The sequence below is a fragment of the Empedobacter sp. UBA6305 genome (genome assembly GCF_002440405.1).
Lineage (GTDB): Bacteria > Bacteroidota > Bacteroidia > Flavobacteriales > Weeksellaceae > Empedobacter > Empedobacter falsenii_B.
In genome coordinates, this window is the sequence record NZ_DJTP01000002.1 from 1 (window position 1) to 23,689 (window position 23,689).

The following is a 23,689-nucleotide window of genomic DNA, read 5'->3' on the forward strand; positions in this document are numbered from 1 at the left end:
CCTAACAAAGGGAAGAGTACATCTTCAATATAATATTGTTCGAATTGATTTTTTTCAAAATTATATTTTCTAATTTCATCTATATATTCAAATGATAAATTAGTTTCATCAAAAAAAAATATTCAGGTTTTGATTTAGTTTGATTATTCAAAATAATAATGAAACCAACCATTCCAATAAAACCAATTAGAAAGCAAAGTAGATTATTGATTTTAATTTTCATTATTCAAATTTTGTGTTAATTAAATAAAAGTAATCGTTTTTTTACAATAAAATCTCAATTAAACTTTATTAAATACTTAAAGATTAGGAGAACTTCAGATAATCAATTATTTTAGCAATTCGTAAAATTGAAGACAAACAAATAATGAAAAAAAAATTATTATCCACGCTTTTAGTGGTTATGCTTTTTCCTTTTAAAGTGAAAGCTGACGAAGGAATGTGGTTTTTGATGTTCATCGAACGTCTGAATCACCGTGATATGCAAAAACAAGGTTTACAATTAACTTCTGAAGAAATTTATAGTATCAACAATAACTCTTTAAAAGATGCTATTGTACAATTTGGTGGTGGATGTACTGCTGAAATGGTTTCTGGTCAAGGTTTAGTTTTGACAAATCACCACTGTGGTTATGGTGCGATTGCTGAATTATCTGCTCCAGAACATGATTATTTAAAAGATGGTTTTTGGGCAAAAGATAAAGCTGCTGAGTTAAAACCAAAAAGTTTAAAAGTACGTTTCTTCGTTCGTATGGATGATGTTTCTAAACGTATTTTAGGTGTTGTAAATGATAAAATGTCTGAGTTGGATCGTGAAAAAGCGATTAACCAAGAGATTGCCAAAATTGAGAAAGAAAACAGCGAAAACGGAAAATATGTAGTTTCTGTTCGTTCATTCTTCCAAGGAAATGAATATTATTACTTTGTATACCAAGATTATGAAGATGTACGTTTAGTAGGAACACCTCCAAGTTCTATTGGAAAATATGGTGGAGATACAGATAACTGGGAATGGCCACGTCACACAGGAGATTTCTCTATGTTCCGTGTTTATGGTGATAAAGATGGAAATCCTGCAGCTTATTCTACAAGCAATGTTCCGTTGCAACCAAAACATCATTTACCAGTTTCTTTAAAAGGATATAAACCAAATGATTTCGCTATGATTTTGGGTTATCCAGGTCGTACAAATCGTTGGATGCCAGCACAAGGTGTTGCTCAAAATGTAGAGTACGCTTATCCTGCATGGGTTGAAGCTTCTAAAGTGACAATGGATCAAATGAAAAAATATATGGAGCAAAATCAAAAAGTAAATATTGATTATGCTTCTAAATATGCTGGAGTTGCGAACTATTGGAAAAATCGTGATGGAATGATTGAAGCATTAAAACTTCATGGAACTGTTGCTAAGAAAACAAAAGAAGAAGAAAAATTCAATAAATGGGCTCAAAAAGGAGCAAACAAAGCTGAATATGGTTATGTTGTTTCGAATTTGAATAATTATTATGCGAAAACAAATTTAGATGCTCGTCATAATAATTACATCAACATTTTATTACGTTACTCAACTTTAGCAAGTGCGCCATATTCTATTGGAAAAGCATTAGAAAATTATGCAGCTGCAAATGATGCAAAACGTGATGAAATGCGTCCAAAAATTCAGAATGCAATCAATGCATACTACGAAAAAATGTACTTGCCTTTAGAAAAAGATTTATTGGCTGCTCAATTAAATCTTTATGCATCTAAAGCGAACGAAGCTGGTTTAGCACCTTATGTTGCTGATTTAGCGAAGCAAAATAACAAGAACTTTACAGCTTATGTAAATGATGCAGTTGAAAGAAGTTTCTTCGCTGATCAAAAACAAGTTGAGAATTTCTTGATTTCTCCAGATGTTGAAGTGTTGAAAAAAGATCCTTTATATGTTTTGTCAAATGCTTTAGTAGAAAGAGCTTCTAAGCAAACAGATGAACAAGCAAAATTGAATGATGTTTATTCTAAAAACTTCCGTTTATTGGTAAAAGGTTTACGTGAGTCTAAAATCGGAAATATTTTATATCCAGATGCTAACTCTACGTTACGTTTAACTTACGGTTCTATTCAAAATTTACCAATAAGTACAAATCCAAAACGCCAACCAGATGTTGCTTCTAACTATTTCACAACATTAGAAGGTACAGTTGCAAAACACATTGCAGGTGACGAAGAATTCGAAAATCCACAACGTTTATTAGATTTAGCGAAAGCAAAAGATTATGGACAATATGGAGATAAAGATGGATATTTACACGTAAACTTCTTATCAAATAACGACATTACAGGTGGTAACTCTGGTTCTCCAGTAATGAATGGTAAAGGTGAATTAATCGGTATTGCATTCGACGGAAACATTGAAGCAATGGCTGGTGATGTAATCTTTGATCCTAAATTACAACGTACGATTTCTGTAGATATTCGTTATGTTTTATGGGTTGTTGACAAATTCGCTGGAGCAAAACATATTGTTGATGAAATGACAATTGTAAAATAAGATTTGAATCATAATAATTTTTAAGGCTTCCTATTTTGGAAGCCTTTTTTTGTAGAGAGAATCTAAACGAATTACCTTTGTAAAAAATAAAAGTAAATGAAAGTTATTCCTCTTTTAGAAGGTGTTTTTCATGTTGATGCAAAAAAAGAGTTTCATTATTTAGGTGATAATATTGAAATAAAGAATCCCGCTGACGGATATAATTTGATTGTTCGTCCATTTTTGGTAAAAGTTGGAGAAGAAAATATTTTGATTGATTGTGGTTTCGGAACTGAAATAGATTGCGAACCAATTATTTTAAGAAAGTTACGCGAACATAATATTAATCCAAATCAAATTACGAAAGTATTAATTTCGCATTTACATAAAGATCATATCAACAGTATAGGAAGTTGGGTAGGAGAGCAGTTTGTATGTAATTTTCCTGATGCAAAAATCTATATTCAACAACGCGAATATGATTATGCGGTTGCTCAAACAGATAATTCTTATAATTATGAACGTTTAGAAAAGTTAAAATCATTCAAAAATATTGTATGGATGAATGATGATAGTGGAAATATAACGGATAATATCAAATTCGAAGTTACAGGAGGACACGTTCCTTTTCAACAAGTTTTTTGGATCAAAGAAAATGATGAAATTGTATTTTATGGAGCTGACAATCTACCTCAATTAAATTATTTTAAATATCATGCCGCTTTCAAGAATGATGCAGATGGTGTAAAAGCGATGGAAGATCGTTTGCGTTGGGAAGTTGATGCGAAAAAAGAACATTGGAAAATACTTTTCTATCACGGAAAAAGAACAGATATAAAACAATTTTAGAAATTATATTATAAATGAAAAGCTTTGTATTTGCAAGGCTTTTTGTATTTGAATTATATTTCAGTTTAACTTCGAGTACCTTTGTTGATTTTAAAATTAATTGACATAAACTATGCTAAAACTCTTAAAAAGATATTAACGTTTTATGATTTGTTTTTTATGGATTTAATAAAAAGGTTTATTGAAAATACATTTATATAAAAAAATCCTCAACATGTGTTGAGGATTTCGTGTATAGTTTTTTACATTTTTTCTTCACTGTATTCACCAAGTAATGCATAATAGCCAAAGAGAGCCATTCCAATAACAATAATTGGTGTAAGGACAAATAGAATAATAATTCCGAATACTAAATCATCTTGCGAACCTGATGATAATTTTGGAATTCCAAATTCCATAACACAAAAGTAGGCTATAACAAGTGATAATGCGATCCAAACGATTCCTAATATTTTTTTAATTGCTTCCATTTTTAATAGTTTTTTTAATTAACATTTCTGTCTTTATTACTGATATAAATTGCTCCGATGATAAAACAAACAGCCGCAATTCCGATAGGATACCAAAGACCTTCTAAGTAAAACTTCGGATCTCCGTTGTTTTTGGCATTTGTTACCAAATAAGTAGAAACAGCAGGTAAAAGACCTCCAAAAATTCCGTTTCCTACGTGGTAAGGTAAGGACATCGATGTATATCTAATTTTAACAGGGAACATCTCTACTAAGAACGCAGCAATTGGACCATAAACCATTGTGATAAAAATAATTTGAATCCAAATTAATCCAACTAATTTCCATTTATCACCACTATTAATATGTGTCGATTTTTTTACAATTTCACTTACTTTTCCATCTACAATTTTTGCTTGACCATTTTCTAAATGACGAGTCGTAACTTGTTTGTAAGTTGTACCATCTGTAAATGATTTTTGAATTGTATAAATAGAATCAGATTTTTCGTCAATATTTTTGATTTCAGTTTTTTCAATTGTTTGTGCTGCAATCACTTCCTTGTTTTCAAGATTTGTTGTTTGATACATTGATTCGTAAATTGGTCGATACGAGAATACTGCGACAATCATTCCGATTAACATCACCCATTTTCGACCAACTTTATCACTCAACCATCCAAAGAACACAAAGAAAGGTGTACCAAATAATAAAGCAATTCCTAACAAAGAATCTACTTGATCAGATTCTACATTCATCACCGTTTTCATGTAGCTCATCGAGTAAAACTGACCTGTATACCACACGACTCCTTGTCCCATTACAGCTCCAAAAAGTGCTAATAAAACGAATTTCATGTTGTAACGATTCCCGAAAGATTCTTTCAAAGGATTTTTAGAAGTTGTTCCTTCATCTTTTGCTTTTTTGAAAGCTGGCGATTCGTCCATATTTTTACGAATCAAGTATGAAACGTAAACCATCAAAATTGATAAAATAAATGGAACTCGCCATCCCCAAAGGTCAAATTGTTCTTCTGATAATAATGTTTTTGTCAATAAAATAACCAGTAAGGAAACAAATAAACCGACTGTTGCAGTGGTTTGTATCCAAGACGTCCAATATCCTCTTTCTCCGTCTGGTGCGTGTTCTGCTACGTATGTTGCAGCACCTCCATATTCGCCTCCAAGTGCTAAACCTTGTAATAAACGTAAGATTAATACTAATAAAGGTGCGATAAAACCAATTGATTCATAAGATGGAATACATCCGATCAAAAAAGTTGCTCCTCCCATTAATACTAAAGTTGCCATAAACGTATATTTACGACCAATAATGTCTCCTAATCGACCAAAGAATAATGCACCAAATGGACGTACAACAAATCCAGCAGCAAATGTTGCTAAGGTTGATAAAAAGGCAGCTGTAGGATTGTCAGCTGGGAAAAATTTAGTAGAAATTACAACAGCTAAACTTCCAAAAATAAAGAAGTCATACCATTCAATTAGCGTTCCCATCGAGGAAGCACCAATCACTTTCCAGATTGTTTTTTTGTTAGCAGTTTCGCTCATAAATAATGTGTTTTTGTGTTAATTCTTGTGTGTTTTTATAATAATATCATTGCTTGTATTGTTATCATGTCGTCCATGTGTTTTGGTTGATCGAAAGATTTTTGATATTCTATAGAAATTTTAGCATTCTGACCATCAATGTACCAGTTTCCACCTAATTTTAATTCGTTTGCAGGCTTTACTAGACCTTTGAAATCTCTGTAAGAATACCCAACATATGGCTGAATTCTATTACGGAATTTCCCTTCGCCTTCTTTGATGTTTTTAGGTAATAAATAACCAACATATCCAGAAAATTGGTTTCCATCTCCTACAACATTTCCTTGTACATAATTTTCGCCCATGTCCGAATTTTGATATTTCGCATAAGCTGTTATCGAAGATGATTTTCCAATTGGTGCATCGTAGAAAGCATCAACAGCAAGATGAGTTACATTTTCTCCAATCAAATTATCATTTTCTTTTTTGACAATTGCATTGCTTTGATTAAAAAATCCAGCTCCGATATTGAATACTTTTTTAGTTCCTAAATAAGTTCCAACACGATAAGGCAAAGCATTTGATTCTTGATCTAAGAATTGATAATCAAAATATCCTGAAACTGCATATTTACCTTCTCCAAGTATCGCTTTTCCCAAATATTTTTCTTGTCCGTTTTGTAAAACTGTCGAAGAGTTTCCATCCAAAGTATTCGTAATAGCATCACTTAATGCTAAACGATAATTTAGTTTTCCAATTCGCCCTTTAGCAAACATTCCCAAATGATTTGAAAATTGATCAGACAAACCAAGTGTAGACCAGTCAGCTCTGTTATTATCTAGTGTCAACATATTGATAGAACCTTGACCATTTCCACGAGAAATTCCACCAAAATTGTGAACTCCAGCACCAATTGCTAAATTGTTCGTTACTTTATATTGTAAAAACATTTCGTGCATGAAAAACGATACATCTGTACTTTTCCCCATCGGAGAAAGATTATTATCATAAATTCCATTTGCACCAAAATGCGTTAAAATCATGAATCGATCATTGATTTGTGAATAAGCAAGAACGCGCGCTCGTTTGATAGAAAATCCATCATTGGCGTGTTTTCCTTCGTAATCCTGAAACCAAGTTTGTCCCCAAAGAATAAATCGGACATATTTACTTCCTTCTGGATTTAATTTAACAACCAAACCGCCATCATATTCAGAAGCGTATTGAGCCTTCAATTCCGTGGCTCCAAAAGTGGATAGTAGAGCAAGTGCGACAAAAATTTTTTTCATTTTTTAATAAATGGTGTTAGTTGTACATTATTTGTGATTTTGTATTGACTTAATTAATAGACTTAAGTTTGTCTAAAATAATGTATTGAATAATAATAATGCTTTTTTTGATAAAGAATTTCTTTTTTATTTTATTAGTGTAAATAATACGCTAATATTTTTTTTAATTTCTTAAAAAAATGTCAAGAAAAGTTTTAAGTTGATAATCTGAGTTGGATTTATTTCAGAAAATTTATCAAAAAAAGATGCAATAATAATCTTATTATTTATTAAATCAAGAAATAATTATTGACTAATTGATAAAATATAGAAGTAATTTATTCTAAAATGTTATGATTTAGTAAAATATAATCTGAAATTATTTATTCTGATTAGAATAGTATAAGTAGAAAGCATAAAAAAGGTTTCGATTTTATTCGAAACCTTTTTTTAATTTATTGTAATTCTAAGATAATCTAACAATGCGATACAATTCTCTTTGGAAAATTGCGCGCCTTTTAATTGATTATCATTCGGATTTATCGTGAAGTTATAAGCCGTTTTGAAATTGGCTTGTTTTAAATTGGTCTGATAGAAAATGGAGTGAGCCAAATTGCAGTTCATAAAATAGGCTTGACTAAGATCTGCAAAAGAAAATTCTACATTTTGTAAAGAACAATTGCTAAACTTCGTCTTTTCTAGCGGTAGTTCATAAAAAGATGAATCGTTTAACGTACAATTTTCAAATGAAATGCTTAATCCAAATTTATTCGAATTTTCGAGATTAAAACCAATCATTTTACAATTGATAAATTCAACTTGCTGAAAGCTTGTGTTTTCTAAAGTCGAATTACTCAAATTACATTCGATAAATTGACATTGAATAAATTTGATGTCGCTTAAATCTAATCCATTCAAATCACAATTTATAAACTCACAATTCTCATATTCACCAGATATATTTTGATTTTCTGAGAAATTAATTTGTTCAAATTTTTCTTCGAAATGATAATCCATAAGCTATTTTTTTACGATCAAATTTCTTAGGGCTAACCAGAAAATCATCACAATCATGTCAATGTAAATAGTAACTTTTAATTGATCGATTTGCGAACAAAGATTTTTTCCTGTTATAGTAGAAATACAAATGTCAACTCCGTCGGTTTCATATTTTATATGAACCATAGTGTTAATAATCATGTAAAAAACAATTGGAATAATCAGAATAATTATTGCTAAAATAATGTTGTAATATCGTTTTGAGATCATAATTAATCTTCGAATGTAACTTCTATTTCTTGTCCAAATTGTAAGATATAACCATTGTTGTCGTAGATTGCAAATTCGCGCATATCCCATTCAAAGGCTTCAATTTCATACACAACTTCGCAATCATCTTTTACTTGATTCCACAACTCGTCTATATTGTCTACAACAAAATAAAAAGAACCTGTGAAATTAGCTCGTTCAAAATCAGCACCTTCATTTGGATAAGCCAACATAATTTCTACATCGTCTTTTTGCAAGCAAGCCCAAATCCAATCTTCATTTTGATCAGCAATTTTAAATCCTAATTTTTTATAGAATTTTGTTGTTTTTTGTAAATCTTTCGTCCAAATAATTGGGCGCAAACTTTTAAAAGCCATGTTATATTATTTTGGATAAAATTACTTCAATTTTTCTTAACTCTCAATTCCATTTTTAATGAAAATTAAGCTATTTATTCATATTATTTTACTGAAAGTTTATTCCATAAAAAACTCCTAACACGTAGGAGTTTCATACTATAAATCAAAATTGATTTATGGATTATATTTTTTGTTTAATGCTTTCAAGATTGCCCAAGTTTCAGCATCTACAACTCCATCGTATTTTTCTGGACGGAAATGCATCTGAAATGCCACAATTGCATTTTTTGTTTGCGCGTCTATCATTCCATTTGTAGGAACGTTGTACCCATATTTCTTAAGATCAGTTTGCACTTGTGTGATAAAAACGGAACTTGTTGTATCCCAAGGATATTGTTGCATAAATACATACTTGTCTGTATCATCGTACCAGGCACCAACACCGTAATCTGTATATAATTTTTTCCAAGGGAAAAGTGGACCCGGATCTGGTTTTCTTCCTGGCGCAACATCAGAATGCCCAATTACATTAAAAGGAGAAATATTATAACGTTTTACAATATCTTGTGTCAATTCACCTACTTTTTTGATTTGATATTCTGGATAAGGCATGTAATTTGGATAAGCATCCGTTCCTTTGTTTCCAAGATTAACGATTTCGATACCAATAGAAGAAAAGTTTATATTATCCAATCCTTTCCAACTACTAACACCTGCATGCCATGCACGTTTTGTTTCGTCAACTAAAAGATTAATTGTTTTGTCATCATAATCATTTACCAAATAATGCGCACTTACATCTTTCTGAGTCAATACTTTTAACGATAACTCTGTGTTGATTGCTGTGTAGTGTAACACCAAAAATCGTACACGTTCATCTTGCGAGATAGATGGATAATAATCTGTTGTTACCTTGTACTTGTCGAGTTTTGCAGCTCGAGTCATTTCCGGTTGATCTGTTTTTGAATTGATAATGACTGTGTCACGAATTACTTTTGTAATTGTTTTTGGTGGAACTGTTTTAGTTGCACAACTAGCCAAAATAAAAAAACAAGAAATTGCCGAAAATACTAATCCTTTAAAATTCATTCTTTTAGTTCTAAATAGTCTTTTGAATAGCCAAAATTAAGCCAAATAATTTAATTTTTTTTCTAAAAAGACTTGTTTTGCAATAAAAGTCAATATATATTTGCAACCGCTTTATGAGACTAATCAGTCTTATTTTTAAAAGTTAGGAGAGGTGCCAGAGCGGTAATGGAGCAGATTGCTAATCTGTCATCGGGAAACCGATGCCAGGGTTCGAGTCCCTGTCTCTCCGCTTTTTTAAAGCTAGAAATAAAACACCACTCGGGGTGTAGCGTAGCCCGGTCATCGCGCCTGCTTTGGGAGCAGGAGGTCGCAGGTTCGAATCCTGCCACCCCGACGAATTTTAGCAATAAAATTTTGGATTGGTCCAGTAGCTCAGCTGGATAGAGCAACTGCCTTCTAAGCAGTAGGTCTCAGGTTCGAATCCTGACTGGATCACAATCTAAAGAAAACCCACACTGGTTATCAGTGTGGGTTTTTTATTTATTTCTGATTTATTATAGTTTAATTTTCAAGTGAATTGTAAATCACTATTTTCAGTGAGATGCTTTATGTAATGTTTACTTATTTTTATTTTAAATAAATTGTATGAATCAACCAACTAGAATTAAAATATTAAGAATATTTTTAGGATTGACAATATTCTTTTTTTTCTGTTTTATAATTATGTTTAGTATTAATGGAACTGAAATAGCAAGAAGTCAAATTTTTTTGTTTGATTTTATAGCATTTACAGGAATTTTATCTTTTATTTTGTGTCCACTTTTTTCAATAATATCCATTATTTTTAACTATAAAAACTGGATATTATATCTTGTATTACTTCTAAGTTTTATTCCTTATTTTGGAATTTCAAAACTATTTGAACATGCTAATTTCGGAGGAAGTTTTTAATAAAATTTCGTCTTTCTAAATATGATTTTTCATTTTTATACTCAAACGTATTCATACATAAACTGATTATAAATTTTTATCTTTTCGTAACCAATGATAAAATGACTTATTTGGTATTTTGTTGATTTTTCAAAAAACGAAGACTTATAAAGATACTAAAAAAAGTTAGAATACTTACAAAAAAACATTTTTGTGTCCGCATTTGTCCACATTTGTCCGGTTTTGTCCACATCTGTCCTATTATTATTTATTCAATAAAGGTAACAAGAAAAATAAAATTCTTTTCTACGCCTCTATTTATCATGTTTTTGAGCAATATAGATTTTTAGTTGTTTTTTAGCTTGTTCGACTGTTGTTCGACCATCCTTCGACCGTTGTTCGACGAAACGGCATTTTCGTCGAACAACGGTCGAAGAAACCTCGAAGGAAAGTAGAAGAAAAAATGTAGAATTCTATTTTTTCAACAATGGATATTGTATTGTTATTTAATTGTGTTTTTAGGGGAAATTATTTTATCACATTATTGTAAAACATCTTTCCCTTTTTCACTCAACTGCTTAAAGTTAATAGCGGGAATAGTTGGATTCAATTCAGACTTGAAATTGGTAACACTTGGCGTTTCAAAAAAATCTAATTCATACAAACCATCTTCTACAAATTGACAATCATCGGTCAAAATATAGATTTTAGGAAAACTTGGTTTTCGTTCAATTTTTACTTTTTTGATGTTATTTTGATCCGTAAAAACTTCTCCTTTCTTTGTGTTTGCCATTGTTGCTTATTTAGAAAACAAATTTCTTAATAATATTGAATATTAAAAAAATCAATCCATAATATTCAAAATATTTCTACCTTCGTTACAAATAAAACCACGTGAAATATACAATTCAAGCAATACTTTTGTTTTTCTTTTTAGGATTAACAAGTTGTTTACCAACTAAAACAGTTACTGAATCGAAAACTGTGACTCCAGAAATTAATGATTTGTCGGGTAAATGGAATATTGACGATGGAGGAGATTACATTATTTTTGAAGATGCAACGAAAAAAATGGTAATGAAAACGGTTTGCGGAATTATTACGGCTGATTATACCAAAATAGATCAAGCTATAATTTTTAATCATTTAAAACAAGTGAATTCTGATTGCGAAATTCCTCAAAATTTGATTCAAAATTTGCAAAAAACTGCATATTTTAAAGTAAAATCATCAAATCAAATTACTTTTTATGATGAAGCTCATCAAGAAAAGCTAACTTTGAAATTAATAAAGTAAATCGCCTAGAAAAATATATTATGCTTAGCATAATTTTTTATTAAATTTGTCTAAATTTCTAATGTTGAAGAAAATTTTAAGTTATCCGTTATCTATAATCTTTTATATTTTTTATGGATTAACGTTGTTGGTAATGCATGTTGTGCAATGGTTGTGCTACAATTTGGGAGGTTATGCTGCTCATCACAAAAGTGTAAAAGTGATGAATGGTCTTTTGGTTTTTTGGACAAGAATTTTGGGTACAACGTATACCTATAAAGGAAGAGAAAATTTGAAACAAAATGTACCATTGATTTTTGTGAGTAATCACCAAAGTATGTATGATATTTCTCCGTTGGAATATGATTTGGCTGATTATCATCCTAAGTTTATTTCGAAAATAGAATTGGGAAAAGGAATTCCCAGTGTATCGTACAATTTAACGCATGGAGGTTCTGCATTAATCGATCGTAAGAACGGAAAACAAGCAATAGAGGAAATAAAAAAATTAGCGCAATACATTCAGAAAAATAATTATTCAGCTATTATTTTTCCAGAAGGTACAAGAAGCAAAAATGGAGTACCAAAGGCTTTCAAAGAGAATGGATTGAAAGTTTTGACGAAATATGCTAAAGACGCTTATGTTGTTCCCGTTACGCTAAATAATACGTGGGAAATAGAAAAGTGGGGTAAATTTCCGATGTATTTGGGCGCGAAAGTAACGATACAATACCATAAACCCTTAAAAGTGAGTGAGTATAAGTTTGATGAAATATTCGAGCTTACCGAAAAAACTGTAAAAAGTAGTATAACCGCATAAAATAATTATATGTCAATAAAAAATGTTCGCCTGGAAGTAATGCAATTTCTTGAGAAAGATATTGATGCTTATATGGACAAATTCTTAGTTCCAGCCGATAAAATTTGGCAACCAACAGATTTTTTACCGAATTCTCAAACAGATTCTTTTTTTGATGAAATCAAAGAATTACAAGAGCTTTCGAAAGATTTGCCAGATGATTTCTGGATTACATTGATTGGTGATACCATTACCGAGGAAGCTTTGCCAACCTACGAATCTTGGTTGATGCAAATGGACGGTGTAGTAGATGAAGAAGGAAATTACCTAGAAAATGGTTGGGCAAAATGGATTCGCCATTGGACTGGAGAAGAAAATCGTCACGGTGATGTTTTGAATAAATTTTTGTATTTATCAGGACGTATCAATATGCGCGAGGTTGAAGTAACAACGCAACATTTGATAAATGACGGTTTCGACATTGGAACAGCTCACGATCCTTACAAAAACTTTGTTTACACAAGTTTCCAAGAATTAGCAACTTATGTATCGCATAATAATGTATCAGCAATTGCAAAAAAATACGGAGCGAAAAAATTGTCGCGCATGTGTAAAATTATTGCAGGAGATGAAATGCGTCACCATTTAGCTTACACAGAATTCGTTCGTCGTATTTTCGAAGTAGATCCTTCAGAAATGATGTTAGCTGTTCAACATATGTTCAAACTTAAAATTGTAATGCCAGCGCATTTCTTAAGAGCTTCTGGTGAAGAAAGAGGAACTTTGTTTGATGCGTTTTCAGATGCAGCGCAACGCATTAATGTGTACACAGCGTTTGATTACATCGATATTATGCGAAAATTAATTGAAGCTTGGCAATTAGATAAAATCTCTGGATTGAATGCTGAGGCTGAAAAAGCAAGAGATTATATCATGAAATTCCCAGATAGAATGGATAGAATTTCGCAACGTATTGTAATTCCTGAAGTAGGACCACAATTCAAGTGGTTAGTTCCTGCGACAGCTAAATAGAAAATCAATTTTATTAAGATGTATATCAAGATTGTTTTACTTTTTCTATTTATAATTTCATGTTCAAATATTGATAGGTTAAATTATCCATCTAATATTAATGAAATTAAAGAAGTTATATTAGAAAGACCTGATAGTAATTCAAATGGAAAATTTTCAGAAATAAAACAATTAAATGACAATCAGATAAAACAACTTTTAGTTATTTTAAATAAAGCTAAACAAATAGATTCTAAAAATTTTGATGAAGATTTTCAAATTATTTTTTCAACAGAGTCTGGAACTAAAAGAATTATGGTAAGGGGTAATAAAATTAAAAATTTTGATAGTAATAAAGTTTATCAAATACCGAATGTAGATTATTTGAATAATTTTTGAAAATCACATATAATCAAAATCATATAAAAAGAGGCAATTCAAAATCGAATTGCCTCTTTTTATTTAGTAACTTTAACCAACAAACAAATTATAAACAACTACTTATGGACGATTTTATTGCTGCCAGAAGTCAAATGGCGATGTCGCTTGCCTTTCACATTGTTTTTTCGTGTGTTGGAATGGTGATGCCGTTTATGATGGCAATCGCTCACTACAAATACCTCAAAACTAAAAACGAAATTTACAAAGGGTTAACCAAAGCTTGGAGTAAGGGAGTTGCAATTTTATTTGCTACGGGAGCAGTTTCTGGTACAATGCTTTCGTTTGAGTTAGGATTATTGTTTCCTAAATTTATGGAACACGCTGGACCAATTTTCGGAATGCCATTTTCGTTAGAAGGAACAGCTTTTTTTATTGAAGCCATTGCTTTAGGTTTTTTCCTTTATGGTTGGGACAAATTCAATAAATGGTTTCATTGGATTTGTGGTGTAATTGTAGGGATTAGTGGTTTAGCTTCAGGGATTTTGGTTGTTGCTGCAAATGCTTGGATGAATTCTCCGTCAGGTTTCGATTTTATAAATGGCGAATATTTAAACATAGATCCTGTAAAAGCTATGTTCAACGATGCGTGGTTTTCACAAGCGTTGCACATGACAATTGCAGCTTTTTGTGCGACTGGATTTGCGGTTGCGGGTTTACATGCTTATCTTATTTTGAAAGGTAAGAATGTAAATTTTCATCGCGAAGCATTCAAAATTAGTTCTGTTTTAGCGATTACAGCAGCAATGTTAGCACCTTTGAGTGGTGATATTTCGGCGAAAGATGTAGCAAAACGTCAACCGATTAAATTGGCTGCGATGGAAGCGCATTTCAAAACAGAAGAAAGTGCTTCATTTGTTTTGGGTGGAATAGTGGACGAATCAAAAGAAGAGATTAAATATGCGATAAAAGTTCCGGGTGTATTGAGTTTCTTGGTTCATTCAGATTTCAAAACACCTGTAAAAGGTCTAGAAGAATTTCCGAAAGATGAATGGCCGCCTGTGGCAGTTGTACATTATGCTTTTCAGATTATGATAACATTCGGAATGTTGATGATGGGAATAGCTGTTATTTATTTGATTGCGCAATTTTTTAAGAAAGATTGGCGAACAAAACGCTGGTTTTATAAATTGTTTATGATTGCGACACCTTTCGGATACATCGCTTTAGAAGCAGGTTGGACGGTAACAGAAGTCGGTCGTCAACCGTGGATTATTTACGGAATTATGCGAACGGTAGATTCCATCACGCCAATGCCAGGAATACAATATTCGTTTTACATTTTCACGTTTGTATTCATTACATTGTCCATTATTTTAGTGTTCTTAATGAATCGACAAATACAAATGGTTGCGAAGCTTTACGATCCAGAAGATCCAAATTATAAACCAGAAAAACATTAAGTATGATTTACGTAGTAATAGCATTTTTGTGGGTTGCCATCTGTTTATATTTAATTTTAGGTGGAGCAGATTTCGGTGCTGGAATTGTCGAATTATTCTCTGAAAAGAGTTACAAAAAACGTACGCAGAAGATTATGTACAATTCGATTGGACCTATTTGGGAAGCAAATCATATGTGGTTAATCATTGCCATTGTAATTTTGTTTGTCGGTTTTCCTAAGGTTTATGCAGATGTTTCTAATTATTTACATATTCCGTTAGTGATTATGTTGTTAGGAATCATAGCGCGTGGAACATCGTTTACGTTTAGAAATTATGATGCAATCAATGATAAATGGCACAATCTGTACGATGTCATTTTTACCTATTCAAGTGTTGTGACGCCTTTGTTTTTGGGAATAATTGCAGGATCTATCGTTTCAGGAAGTATTGATGATAATGCATTTTCGTTTCAAGATGCATATATATTTTCGTGGCTAAGTTGGTTTAATTTTTCAGTTGGAATTTTTACTGTTGTGATTTGTGCTTTCTTGGCTTCGGTTTATTCAATTCAAACTGTTAAAAACGAAGAAGATAAAGTGATTTTAAGAAAACGTGCGAAGCTTTATACAGCTTTAATTTTTGTTGCTGGTGCATTGGTATTTGCAGTTTCACTTTGGAAAAACATTCCATTATTTAGTTGGATAACATCAGAAATTTACGGTTATATCGCAATTGCAATTGCTTCAATTTCGATTGTATTATTACTTTCAGCCTTAAATAAAGCGAAGGATTCTTTGTTGAAAGTTTACGCAGGAATTATTGTGATGATGATTTTATTTGCGGCAACTTATTCGCATTTTCCAAATTTGGTATTATTTAAAGATGGTTCAACATTATCTTTATTAACAGATTACGGTGCGTTGAGTACGATAAATATGTTAGCTTGGGCATTATTACTCGGCTCGATATTTATTTTACCATTCTTGTTTTACTTGATTTATTCATTCAATCAAAAACAAAAAATATAAATATCCGTTCCAAATTTTATTACAAACATACTTGTTTGTAATGTTTGTCAAGAAGATTTTATTACAAACACATCTGTTTACAATCAACTGAGTCCTCGGGATAGGATAAACATAGCTGTTTGTAATTAACCGAGCCTTAGAAAAGAACAAGTGAATTTGATAAATGAAATAAATCTATTTAAATCTTTAGAACAAGGATGATAAGAGAAGAGCCTTATTTCAATTCGAAATAAGGCTCTTTTATTTTAATTATGTTTTGCTTGCCATTCAGCAATTTCTTGCTCATTCAGCAAACAAGAGTTTAATTCTTGTGTAACTTTTTCTTTATCCAAACCTTGTCCAATGAAAACAAGTTCTATCATTCGATCTCCCCATTCTTTCGACCATTTGGCTTCAATCGTTTTTTGATTAAATTGATACGCTGCAAACTGAATTCTTTCGTCATATGGCATCGAGCACCACCAAGCCCCCGCAGGATCAATTCGGATACTACCACCAGCTTGACTCAAGAAAATAGCTTCATCAGGACGATTTGCTAACCAAAATAAACCTTTTGAACGGTAAATTGTTGCTGGAAAATTATCATTCAAATAGGTTAAAAAACGTTCTGCATGAAATGGAATTTTTTGTCTGTAAACAAAAGAAGTCATTCCATATTTTTCTTCCAAATGATCGTGGTGTTCGTGTGTACAATGTTCGCCACATTCTTGATCATGGTCGTGATGATGGTGATGGTGATGTTCCTCTTTTTCTTGCTCTTCTAATAATTTTACCCAGGCGTCTATATCCTGAATTTTTTCGAAATCGAATAGATTGGTATTCAAAATTTCAGTTAATTCAACGTGAGAAAAACTTGCAGGAATTATTTTAGCAGAAGGATTTAATTTTGTCACAAACGCTTCAATATTCATCAACGTTTCTTCTTCAACCAAATCCATTTTATTTAGAATAATCACATTCGAAAATTCAATTTGATCGATTAAAAGATTTACAATCGGACGATTATCGTCTCTATTTTCTGTGAAACCACGATCAAAAACATCTTCATCAGTTCCTAAATTTTTGAAGAAATTATAAGCGTCAACTACAGTTACCAACGTATCTAAACGCGCAACTTTTGGCAAATCAATTTTACCATCTGGCGAAACAAAATCCAATGACTGCGCAATAGGACCTGGATCAGAAATACCAGAACTTTCGATAACCAAATAATCATATTTCCCTGATTGTGCCAACTTCTCTATTTCTACGATCAAATCTTCTCGTAATTCACAACAAACGCAACCGTTGCTTAATTCAACCAATTTTTCATCCGTTTGAATTAAATCATTTTCGCGAGAAACCATTTGCGCATCAATATTTACTGCGCCCATATCGTTCACGATAACTGCTACTTTTAGTCCTTTTTTATTGTGTAATATATGATTAAGAAGTGTCGTTTTTCCGCTTCCAAGAAATCCAGAAAGTACCGTTACAGGTAGTCTATTTTTCATAATTTATGCTTAAAAATATGCTACAAAGTTACGTTTTTATCACGCAAATTTTTGTGTAGAATCATCTATAAATTTTATAATGTTCTGTTAAGAATTTAATAATAAATCACTGTTAGAAAGATTTCTTTTATTTTTGTTCAAAATCAAATAAAATAATGTTTGTTTATAGTGTTATCACGTCAATAATTATTTCAATCGTACTTGAAATTTACCTGTATTATAATTTTAAAAAATTCATTCAAAATAAGTATATTCTTTTCGGGAATATGCTTTTGTGGTTACTTGTTTTGGGTAATTTTGGATATAATCTAATCTTTTTTGATCGTAATGTTGGTCAAACGCAAACGACAATGTGGGCAACAGGTTTGTTTATGTTGTTTGGTTTTCCTCGAATTATTTTGGTTCTATTTTTCTTGGTTCAAGATATTTTTAGAGGCTTTGGGTGGCTATTTAATCGTGCAACAAATCATCAAACAAAAGAAGATTCTTATTTACCTTCTCGTCGAAAATTTGTAATGATTTCTGGATTAATAGTAGCTTCAATACCTTTTTTTAGTTTGATTTATGGAATGACTTTAGGAAAATATAATTTCAAGGTAATCAAGAAAAAATTGGCATATCAACGTTTACCAAAATCGTTTGATGGTTTCAAGATTTTACATATAACGGATATTCATTCGGGAAGTTTGGACAATCGTGAGAAAATAGAATATGCAGTGGATTTAATTAATCAACAAGAGTTTGATATACTATTGTTTACGGGTGATATTGTGAATAATTTTCATTGGGAAATGGACAAATGGTACGATGTTTTTTCTAAAATAAAACAAGCGCCGCACGGAAATTTTGCAGTGCTAGGAAATCATGATTATGGAGAATATTCGGATTGGAAAACGGAGGAAGAAAAGCAAGATAATTTTGAGAAAATTAAAGCGATTTTCCCTAAGATTGGAATGAAATTATTATTGAATGAAAACCGATTTATTACAAAGAATGGTGAAAAAATTGCATTGATTGGCGTTCAGAATTGGGGAACACGATTTAAGAAATTAGGTGATATTGATGCAGCTTCGAATTATGTAAATACAGAAGATTTTAAAATTGTGATGTCTCATGATCCTTCGCATTGGAATGAGATATTGAAAAATCATCCGAAACATTTTGACTTGACTTTGTCTGGACATACGCATGGAATGCAATTAGGAATTGAAGTTCCGAAAATTGGTTTGCGTTGGAGTCCGGCGCAATATGTGTATCCGCAATGGGCAGGTTTTTATGATTTTGAAGGAAAGATTATCAATGTAAATCGCGGATTTGGTTATCATTTTTACCCAGGAAGAGTAGGTGTTTGGCCAGAAATAACATTAATAGAGTTGAAATCAGTATAAAGTATTAGGAAAAAGCAATCAAAGTTTTTGATTGCTTTTTTGATGTATATCAATTCTGATAACAGATTTTTATCGGATTATTGTCATAAAAAAAGAAATAATATGAATGAAGAATTAATTCCTTTACAGGTTGTAAAAAATGAATCAGCTTTTCGTTTTGAGCTGAATGTAGACGGATACATCGCTTTTATAGATTATAAAGAAGAAGATGATATTATCAATTGATTCATACCGAAGTTCCTGAAGAATTAGGAGGAAAAGGCGTTGCTGCTGCTTTGGTTGAAAAAACATTGGTTTATTTGGAGGAACATAAAAATCCTTTGTTTCCGTATTGTCCTTATGTATATGCCTACATCAAGAAACATCCGGAATGGAAACGAATTGTTCATCCTAAATTCTCTAACTATAACGAATTGTAATCGGTTAACGAATGAGATTATTACAAGAAATGCGACCTTAATCAGGTCGCATTTCTTGTAATATTTTTGAAAAGCAATTTATTTAAGCTTTGTGATGATCATCATCGTGTGTATATGTTTGCTCAATTGCGACGTGTCCTTCCCATTTATCAACTGCAACAGTCGATAAAGCATTTCCAAGAACATTCGTCATCGAACGAGCCATATCACAGAAATGGTCGATTGGTAAAATCAATGCGATTCCTTCTGGTGGAATTCCAAACATCGAACAAGTTGCAACCACTACAATTAATGAAGCTCTTGGCACACCTGCAACACCTTTTGAAGTAAGCATTAAGACTAATAACATCAAAATTTGTTTCTCGATCGGCATGTGAATTCCATAAACCTGCGCGATAAATAGCGACGCGAACGTCATGTACATCATCGATCCATCTAAATTGAAGGAATATCCGAGCGGTAAAGTAAACGAAATAATTTTCTTTTGAGCCCCAAATTTTTCTAATTCTTCAACTAATTTTGGGAATACAGCTTCTGATGAAGTTGTAGAGAAAGCGATTAATAATGGCGCTTTGATGTGTCTTAATAAGTCGATTACTCGTTTTCCTAAGATGAAATATCCAACCAAAATTAAAACAGCCCAAAGAAGCAAAATACCAATTACGAAGGCGATTAAATATTTAACATAAAGTAAGAATATACCGAATCCGTACGTTGCAATAGCAGCAGAAATAGTTCCTAAAACTCCTAATGGCGCAGTCCACATTACATATCCAACCATGATTAAAACGATATGCGAAATTTTATCTAACGCTTTCGTAATCATTTCGCCTTCTTTTCCATAAGCTGCCATTGCGACACCAAAGAAAATAGAGAAAACAACGATTTGTAAGATTTCATTTGTTGCAAATGATTCGAAAACAGATTTAGGAATCATATGTGTAATGAAATGTTCTAATGTAAGCGAAGCTTGACCTTTTAATAAATCTTGAGCAGAACTTGAATCGATTTCAATATTCAATCCTTCTCCAGGTTTCATTACATTGATAACAATAGCACCAATCACCAAAGAAGTAAGTGAAGCTGTGATAAACCAACCCATTGCACGTCCACCAACACGTCCAACCATTTTCATATCACCCATTTTAGCAATACCAACTACTAATGTTGAGAAAACTAAAGGCGCAATAATCATCTGAATAAGACGAATAAAAATAGTACCAAGAAGTTTTATGTTAGTCGAAAATGTTTTAATAAATTCTGGCGAGGTATTATAATGTACATATCCTCCAAGCGCAACCCCGATAAGAAGGGCAATAATAATAGCTATAAAAAGTTTATTGTTTTTCATTATGCGATTTTAAACTTTTCCAAAACTACTATTTTTTAGCAAATTATTAAGAATATAAATCAATTTATACACCAAATAAAATATAAAACCCTTTGTATGTAGTATTTATAAAGGGTTTTCTTTATAGTGTATTGTGTACTATTCTGGCTGTTTGAACGGAATTTCTTGATTTAAAATCTCTTCAATTAATGTTGACATTGGCGCGTTAGAATTCTCGACAATCGAATAATCGATGGTTGTATTTTTATCAACCGAAAGTTTAATTAAATCTTTATTTGGAAATTTGATCGGATAAATACACAATTCAATGTCTTTATTTAGATTTTTTTTGTCTGCATAAAATAAATGAGCATAGAAAATTAATTGCAATTGTTTGGCTTTATCTTCTTTTTTGTAAACGGTTTCTATTTCTTCGGTTTTAACCGAAATATCTTTCGCATAACCAGTTTTGTAATCAATAATTCGAGTTTGATTATTGACAGAATCAATTCTATCAATCACCCCTTTCAGTTTTACAATTTTGCCATTTGTAAGTGTAAAATCAACTTCGAGCTTGCTCTCCAAAGCTCGAATAACAAATTCATTTTCTTTTGCAGTAGTTGTATCTTTAGACAAAACGCCATCTACAATTCGCTCTGCAATTTTATAAATCAAATAATTTGGTCCTTTATCTAAATGCCCATCTTTATATTCTTTGCTAAAATGTTTTTGTAAGGTTTTATCTTTTATTTTTTCGATATTTTTGAAATCATTTTCATGCAAAATATGTCCAATATAAGGCGTGTACAAATCCTCTAAAGCTCCGTGTACAATGTTTCCTAACGTTCTTGCGCTTACAATTTCTTCGGCTTCTTCGACTTCATTTACATTAAAAACACGTTGTTCATAAAAATCTAACGGATTGCGTAAATATGTCGAAAGTGAAGAAGGTGAAATTCCATATTCAGCCCAATTTTGAAGTTTAGCCATTGTTTCGTCAGTTTTAGGAACAATGATTTCTTTCAAAGGTTTTGTAACAAAACTTGGAGCAGCAAAAGTTTCTTTCACTTCGTGATTACTTTCAAATTTGATTTGAGCCAAAAAGCGAGATTTTTCTCCAGAACCCATTCCGTCAGCTTCGGTATCGTACACGAAATAAGCGTTTTTCGCACGCTGAATCAAACGATAAAAGTGATATGCATAAATCGAATCATTTTCGGTAAATGTATTCAATTTCATTTGTTTGCGAATGTCATACGGAATAAATGTATTGTTTTGTCGTCCCAAAGGCAAAATTTCGTCATTCACAGAAGTCATGATAATATTATCGAAATTCAATAAACGAGTTTCCAATAATCCCATCAATTGTAAACCTTTCAAAGGCTCTCCAATAAAGGAAATTGTCTCGGAAGAAACGATTTTATTGTACAATAAAAACAAGGTTCTGTAATCTTTGATATCATCAACACTCAACAAATTTTCGTGCAATTGATTGAAAACTTTTTTGAAAAAGAACAAATATTCTTTTGTCAACAAATCGTTCATCGAAGGATGATGCAGTAATTCGTCTGTCCAATTTTTTAGATGATGAATAAATTCAGTGATGCTTTTCGGAATATGAAAAATAGATTTAAAGATTGATTCTCTTAAGGCATTTTGAATCGAATTTTGAGAATTAAATATTCTATTTTGTAAACGAATATCACCGATTAATCTTCGACTTTCTTCTGTGCTAAAAAGAGATAATGTTTTATTTTCAAGAATTTGTAAGACATTTTTGAAATAAAACATGGTTCCTTTTCCTAACTTCTCCCGATTCATTTGCAACTCAAAAATTGATTTGAAAAATTGCGCTAACGGAACAGAACGTAACGGAATTCCCATCGAAATGTTGAGATGTGTGATATTTTCGGGCAACGAATTGAGAATTGCTGGTAAAATAGATTCATCAGCCAAAATCAACGCGGTATTTTTTATCTCATCTTCGTTGAGATTTCTAATTAAATCTGCAATATATTTTGCTTGTCCAACTTGTTTTGCAACACCAATTGTCTGTAAATTTTTTGGTCTCGAAAATTCATCAACCACCCAATTGATAGGTTTTATTTTTTCTTTGTATTTTCTTAGAAAAGAACCAGCTTCTTGATTCGGATTTTCGTAATAATATTTATCTGCATCCCAATATAAAGTGGCTAATTTTTCTTTTTCTAATCGAAAAATTAGTGCTTGTTCTGCTTTTGTCAAGGCATTAAAACCAGCAAAAACATAATGTGAAGTTCTGTTTTCGACAATCTCTTCAACCTTTTCACTTGCGATTCTAAAAACCATCCCAGCATAACCTTCTTTCGAATCCAACAGATCTTGTTGTAATTGAAAATATAATTTTGAAACAATTCCCCAAAACGTTAAGTGATTTTGAATGATTTCATTTTTCCCAATCTCAATTTTTCCATCTCCCCATTGACTAATTCGTTCTACCGAAATCAAATAGTCTAAAACTTTATGCGCAGGTTGCAAAGAAGCATCGATATCATCGAAATCTTTCAAAACAGTTGGTCCCCATTTGATAAAATCTTCGAAAGAATCAGGCTTGTCAACGATTTTTTTATAGGCTTGATACGCTTTGAACCATAGATTAATTCCAGAAATAATTTCTAAACCAGAAAGTTCGCTCATCAATTCTTCGATACTTTTCATTTGTGGAAGAATGATATTTTGCGCTTGACGCTGAAATTCTTGTTTGAAGAATAACATGGGACGTTTTCCTGGTAAAACTAAAGTGGTGTTGATAAAGTTTTTTTGATTTTGGACTAAATCTTTTACAACATTTTCTATGAATTGAGCCATTTTGAAATTTTCTTTCGTTGAGTTGTTGTAAAAGTAAGGATTTTGAGAGACAATTCGTGGCGTTGAA

20 protein-coding genes, 3 tRNA genes and 1 pseudogene are annotated in these 23,689 nt (G+C 31.6%); 13 read left to right on the forward strand and 11 right to left on the reverse strand.

Features of this window, described 5'->3' with window-relative positions:
- Positions 1–367 precede the first annotated feature (367 nt).
- Positions 368–2,530: a S46 family peptidase gene (locus B3M86_RS00275; protein WP_291075661.1), complete on the forward strand. Its 2,163-nt coding sequence runs from the start codon at positions 368–370 to the stop codon at positions 2,528–2,530.
- Between the two features lie 96 nt (positions 2,531–2,626).
- Entirely contained in the window at positions 2,627–3,358 is a 732-nt protein-coding gene (locus B3M86_RS00280; protein ID WP_221855799.1) for an MBL fold metallo-hydrolase, read from the forward strand.
- 242 nt (positions 3,359–3,600) lie between these two features.
- Here B3M86_RS00280 and B3M86_RS00285 read toward each other — a convergent pair whose 3' ends face one another.
- The 7 genes from B3M86_RS00285 to B3M86_RS00315 form a co-directional block, all read right to left on the reverse strand.
- The gene (locus B3M86_RS00285; protein ID WP_291075664.1) at positions 3,601–3,828 is read right to left on the reverse strand and encodes a DUF6814 family protein; all 228 of its coding nucleotides are present in this window, start codon (positions 3,826–3,828) and stop codon (positions 3,601–3,603) included.
- A gap of 14 nt (positions 3,829–3,842) precedes the next feature.
- Positions 3,843–5,375 (reverse strand): MFS transporter, encoded by a 1,533-nt coding sequence (locus B3M86_RS00290; RefSeq protein ID WP_291075666.1) that lies wholly within the window; start codon positions 5,373–5,375, stop codon positions 3,843–3,845.
- Positions 5,376–5,410: 35 nt separating this feature from the next.
- On the reverse strand, positions 5,411–6,643 hold the full coding sequence (locus B3M86_RS00295) for a hypothetical protein (protein ID WP_291075668.1): 1,233 nt from the start codon (positions 6,641–6,643) through the stop codon (positions 5,411–5,413).
- Between the two features lie 429 nt (positions 6,644–7,072).
- Positions 7,073–7,639 carry a pentapeptide repeat-containing protein gene (locus B3M86_RS00300; RefSeq protein WP_291075670.1) on the reverse strand — a complete coding sequence of 189 codons (567 nt, stop codon included), beginning with the start codon at positions 7,637–7,639 and terminating at the stop codon, positions 7,073–7,075.
- Positions 7,640–7,642: 3 nt separating this feature from the next.
- Positions 7,643–7,891, reverse strand: a complete 249-nt coding sequence (locus B3M86_RS00305; protein ID WP_291075672.1) for a hypothetical protein — start codon at positions 7,889–7,891, stop codon at positions 7,643–7,645.
- Between the two features lie 2 nt (positions 7,892–7,893).
- Entirely contained in the window at positions 7,894–8,268 is a 375-nt protein-coding gene (locus B3M86_RS00310) for a VOC family protein (protein ID WP_291074561.1), read from the reverse strand.
- A gap of 156 nt (positions 8,269–8,424) precedes the next feature.
- The gene (locus B3M86_RS00315; RefSeq protein WP_291075674.1) at positions 8,425–9,339 is read right to left on the reverse strand and encodes an N-acetylmuramoyl-L-alanine amidase; all 915 of its coding nucleotides are present in this window, start codon (positions 9,337–9,339) and stop codon (positions 8,425–8,427) included.
- A 145-nt stretch (positions 9,340–9,484) separates the two neighbouring features.
- Here B3M86_RS00315 and B3M86_RS00320 point away from each other — a divergent pair.
- The 3 genes from B3M86_RS00320 (at position 9,485) to B3M86_RS00330 (ending at position 9,774) form a co-directional block, all read left to right on the forward strand.
- A tRNA-Ser gene (locus B3M86_RS00320) sits at positions 9,485–9,568 on the forward strand.
- Positions 9,569–9,598: 30 nt separating this feature from the next.
- Positions 9,599–9,673, forward strand: a tRNA-Pro gene (locus tag B3M86_RS00325).
- A 27-nt stretch (positions 9,674–9,700) separates the two neighbouring features.
- A tRNA-Arg gene (locus tag B3M86_RS00330) sits at positions 9,701–9,774 on the forward strand.
- Positions 9,775–10,750: 976 nt separating this feature from the next.
- On the opposite strand, the gene B3M86_RS00335 is transcribed toward B3M86_RS00330, so the two are convergent.
- Positions 10,751–11,002 (reverse strand): hypothetical protein, encoded by a 252-nt coding sequence (locus tag B3M86_RS00335; RefSeq protein ID WP_291067372.1) that lies wholly within the window; start codon positions 11,000–11,002, stop codon positions 10,751–10,753.
- Positions 11,003–11,103: 101 nt separating this feature from the next.
- On the opposite strand from B3M86_RS00335, the gene B3M86_RS00340 reads away from it, so the two are divergent.
- The 6 genes from B3M86_RS00340 to B3M86_RS00365 all read left to right on the forward strand — a co-directional run bounded on the left by B3M86_RS00340 (position 11,104) and on the right by B3M86_RS00365 (position 16,145).
- On the forward strand, positions 11,104–11,505 hold the full coding sequence (locus B3M86_RS00340) for a hypothetical protein (protein WP_291075675.1): 402 nt from the start codon (positions 11,104–11,106) through the stop codon (positions 11,503–11,505).
- A 64-nt stretch (positions 11,506–11,569) separates the two neighbouring features.
- Positions 11,570–12,304: a lysophospholipid acyltransferase family protein gene (locus tag B3M86_RS00345; RefSeq protein ID WP_221855787.1), complete on the forward strand. Its 735-nt coding sequence runs from the start codon at positions 11,570–11,572 to the stop codon at positions 12,302–12,304.
- Positions 12,305–12,313: 9 nt separating this feature from the next.
- The gene (locus B3M86_RS00350) at positions 12,314–13,315 is read left to right on the forward strand and encodes an acyl-ACP desaturase (protein WP_291075677.1); all 1,002 of its coding nucleotides are present in this window, start codon (positions 12,314–12,316) and stop codon (positions 13,313–13,315) included.
- A gap of 18 nt (positions 13,316–13,333) precedes the next feature.
- Positions 13,334–13,693: a hypothetical protein gene (locus tag B3M86_RS00355; protein WP_125350396.1), complete on the forward strand. Its 360-nt coding sequence runs from the start codon at positions 13,334–13,336 to the stop codon at positions 13,691–13,693.
- A 104-nt stretch (positions 13,694–13,797) separates the two neighbouring features.
- Positions 13,798–15,135, forward strand: a complete 1,338-nt coding sequence (locus B3M86_RS00360; RefSeq protein ID WP_114999963.1) for a cytochrome ubiquinol oxidase subunit I — start codon at positions 13,798–13,800, stop codon at positions 15,133–15,135.
- 2 nt (positions 15,136–15,137) lie between these two features.
- The gene (locus tag B3M86_RS00365; protein WP_284583858.1) at positions 15,138–16,145 is read left to right on the forward strand and encodes a cytochrome d ubiquinol oxidase subunit II; all 1,008 of its coding nucleotides are present in this window, start codon (positions 15,138–15,140) and stop codon (positions 16,143–16,145) included.
- A 245-nt stretch (positions 16,146–16,390) separates the two neighbouring features.
- On the opposite strand, the gene B3M86_RS00370 is transcribed toward B3M86_RS00365, so the two are convergent.
- Entirely contained in the window at positions 16,391–17,638 is a 1,248-nt protein-coding gene (locus tag B3M86_RS00370) for a GTP-binding protein (protein WP_284583857.1), read from the reverse strand.
- Between the two features lie 266 nt (positions 17,639–17,904).
- Between B3M86_RS00370 and B3M86_RS00375 the strand changes: the two genes are divergently transcribed.
- Positions 17,905–19,026 carry a metallophosphoesterase gene (locus tag B3M86_RS00375; protein WP_312066987.1) on the forward strand — a complete coding sequence of 374 codons (1,122 nt, stop codon included), beginning with the start codon at positions 17,905–17,907 and terminating at the stop codon, positions 19,024–19,026.
- Between the two features lie 102 nt (positions 19,027–19,128).
- Positions 19,129–19,445: pseudogene (locus tag B3M86_RS00380) on the forward strand (GNAT family N-acetyltransferase).
- Positions 19,446–19,527: 82 nt separating this feature from the next.
- On the opposite strand, the gene B3M86_RS00385 reads toward B3M86_RS00380, so the two are convergent.
- Positions 19,528–20,796, reverse strand: a complete 1,269-nt coding sequence (locus tag B3M86_RS00385; protein ID WP_280037926.1) for a dicarboxylate/amino acid:cation symporter — start codon at positions 20,794–20,796, stop codon at positions 19,528–19,530.
- Between the two features lie 138 nt (positions 20,797–20,934).
- Complete coding sequence (locus B3M86_RS00390; RefSeq protein ID WP_291047085.1) at positions 20,935–23,622, reverse strand: PD-(D/E)XK nuclease family protein; 2,688 nt, start codon at positions 23,620–23,622, stop codon at positions 20,935–20,937.
- Positions 23,623–23,689 lie beyond the last annotated feature (67 nt).

Coding starts and splice junctions, on each gene's coding strand:
- B3M86_RS00275 (WP_291075661.1), top strand. CDS start 368: ATGAAAAAAAAATTATTATCCACGCTTTTAGTGGTTATGCTTTTTCCT.
- B3M86_RS00280 (WP_221855799.1), top strand. CDS start 2,627: ATGAAAGTTATTCCTCTTTTAGAAGGTGTTTTTCATGTTGATGCAAAA.
- B3M86_RS00285 (WP_291075664.1), bottom strand. CDS start 3,828: ATGGAAGCAATTAAAAAAATATTAGGAATCGTTTGGATCGCATTATCA.
- B3M86_RS00290 (WP_291075666.1), bottom strand. CDS start 5,375: ATGAGCGAAACTGCTAACAAAAAAACAATCTGGAAAGTGATTGGTGCT.
- B3M86_RS00295 (WP_291075668.1), bottom strand. CDS start 6,643: ATGAAAAAAATTTTTGTCGCACTTGCTCTACTATCCACTTTTGGAGCC.
- B3M86_RS00300 (WP_291075670.1), bottom strand. CDS start 7,639: ATGGATTATCATTTCGAAGAAAAATTTGAACAAATTAATTTCTCAGAA.
- B3M86_RS00305 (WP_291075672.1), bottom strand. CDS start 7,891: ATGATCTCAAAACGATATTACAACATTATTTTAGCAATAATTATTCTG.
- B3M86_RS00310 (WP_291074561.1), bottom strand. CDS start 8,268: ATGGCTTTTAAAAGTTTGCGCCCAATTATTTGGACGAAAGATTTACAA.
- B3M86_RS00315 (WP_291075674.1), bottom strand. CDS start 9,339: ATGAATTTTAAAGGATTAGTATTTTCGGCAATTTCTTGTTTTTTTATT.
- B3M86_RS00335 (WP_291067372.1), bottom strand. CDS start 11,002: ATGGCAAACACAAAGAAAGGAGAAGTTTTTACGGATCAAAATAACATC.
- B3M86_RS00350 (WP_291075677.1), top strand. CDS start 12,314: ATGTCAATAAAAAATGTTCGCCTGGAAGTAATGCAATTTCTTGAGAAA.
- B3M86_RS00355 (WP_125350396.1), top strand. CDS start 13,334: ATGTATATCAAGATTGTTTTACTTTTTCTATTTATAATTTCATGTTCA.
- B3M86_RS00360 (WP_114999963.1), top strand. CDS start 13,798: ATGGACGATTTTATTGCTGCCAGAAGTCAAATGGCGATGTCGCTTGCC.
- B3M86_RS00365 (WP_284583858.1), top strand. CDS start 15,138: ATGATTTACGTAGTAATAGCATTTTTGTGGGTTGCCATCTGTTTATAT.
- B3M86_RS00370 (WP_284583857.1), bottom strand. CDS start 17,638: ATGAAAAATAGACTACCTGTAACGGTACTTTCTGGATTTCTTGGAAGC.
- B3M86_RS00375 (WP_312066987.1), top strand. CDS start 17,905: ATGCTTTTGTGGTTACTTGTTTTGGGTAATTTTGGATATAATCTAATC.
- B3M86_RS00385 (WP_280037926.1), bottom strand. CDS start 20,796: ATGAAAAACAATAAACTTTTTATAGCTATTATTATTGCCCTTCTTATC.
- B3M86_RS00390 (WP_291047085.1), bottom strand. CDS start 23,622: ATGGCTCAATTCATAGAAAATGTTGTAAAAGATTTAGTCCAAAATCAA.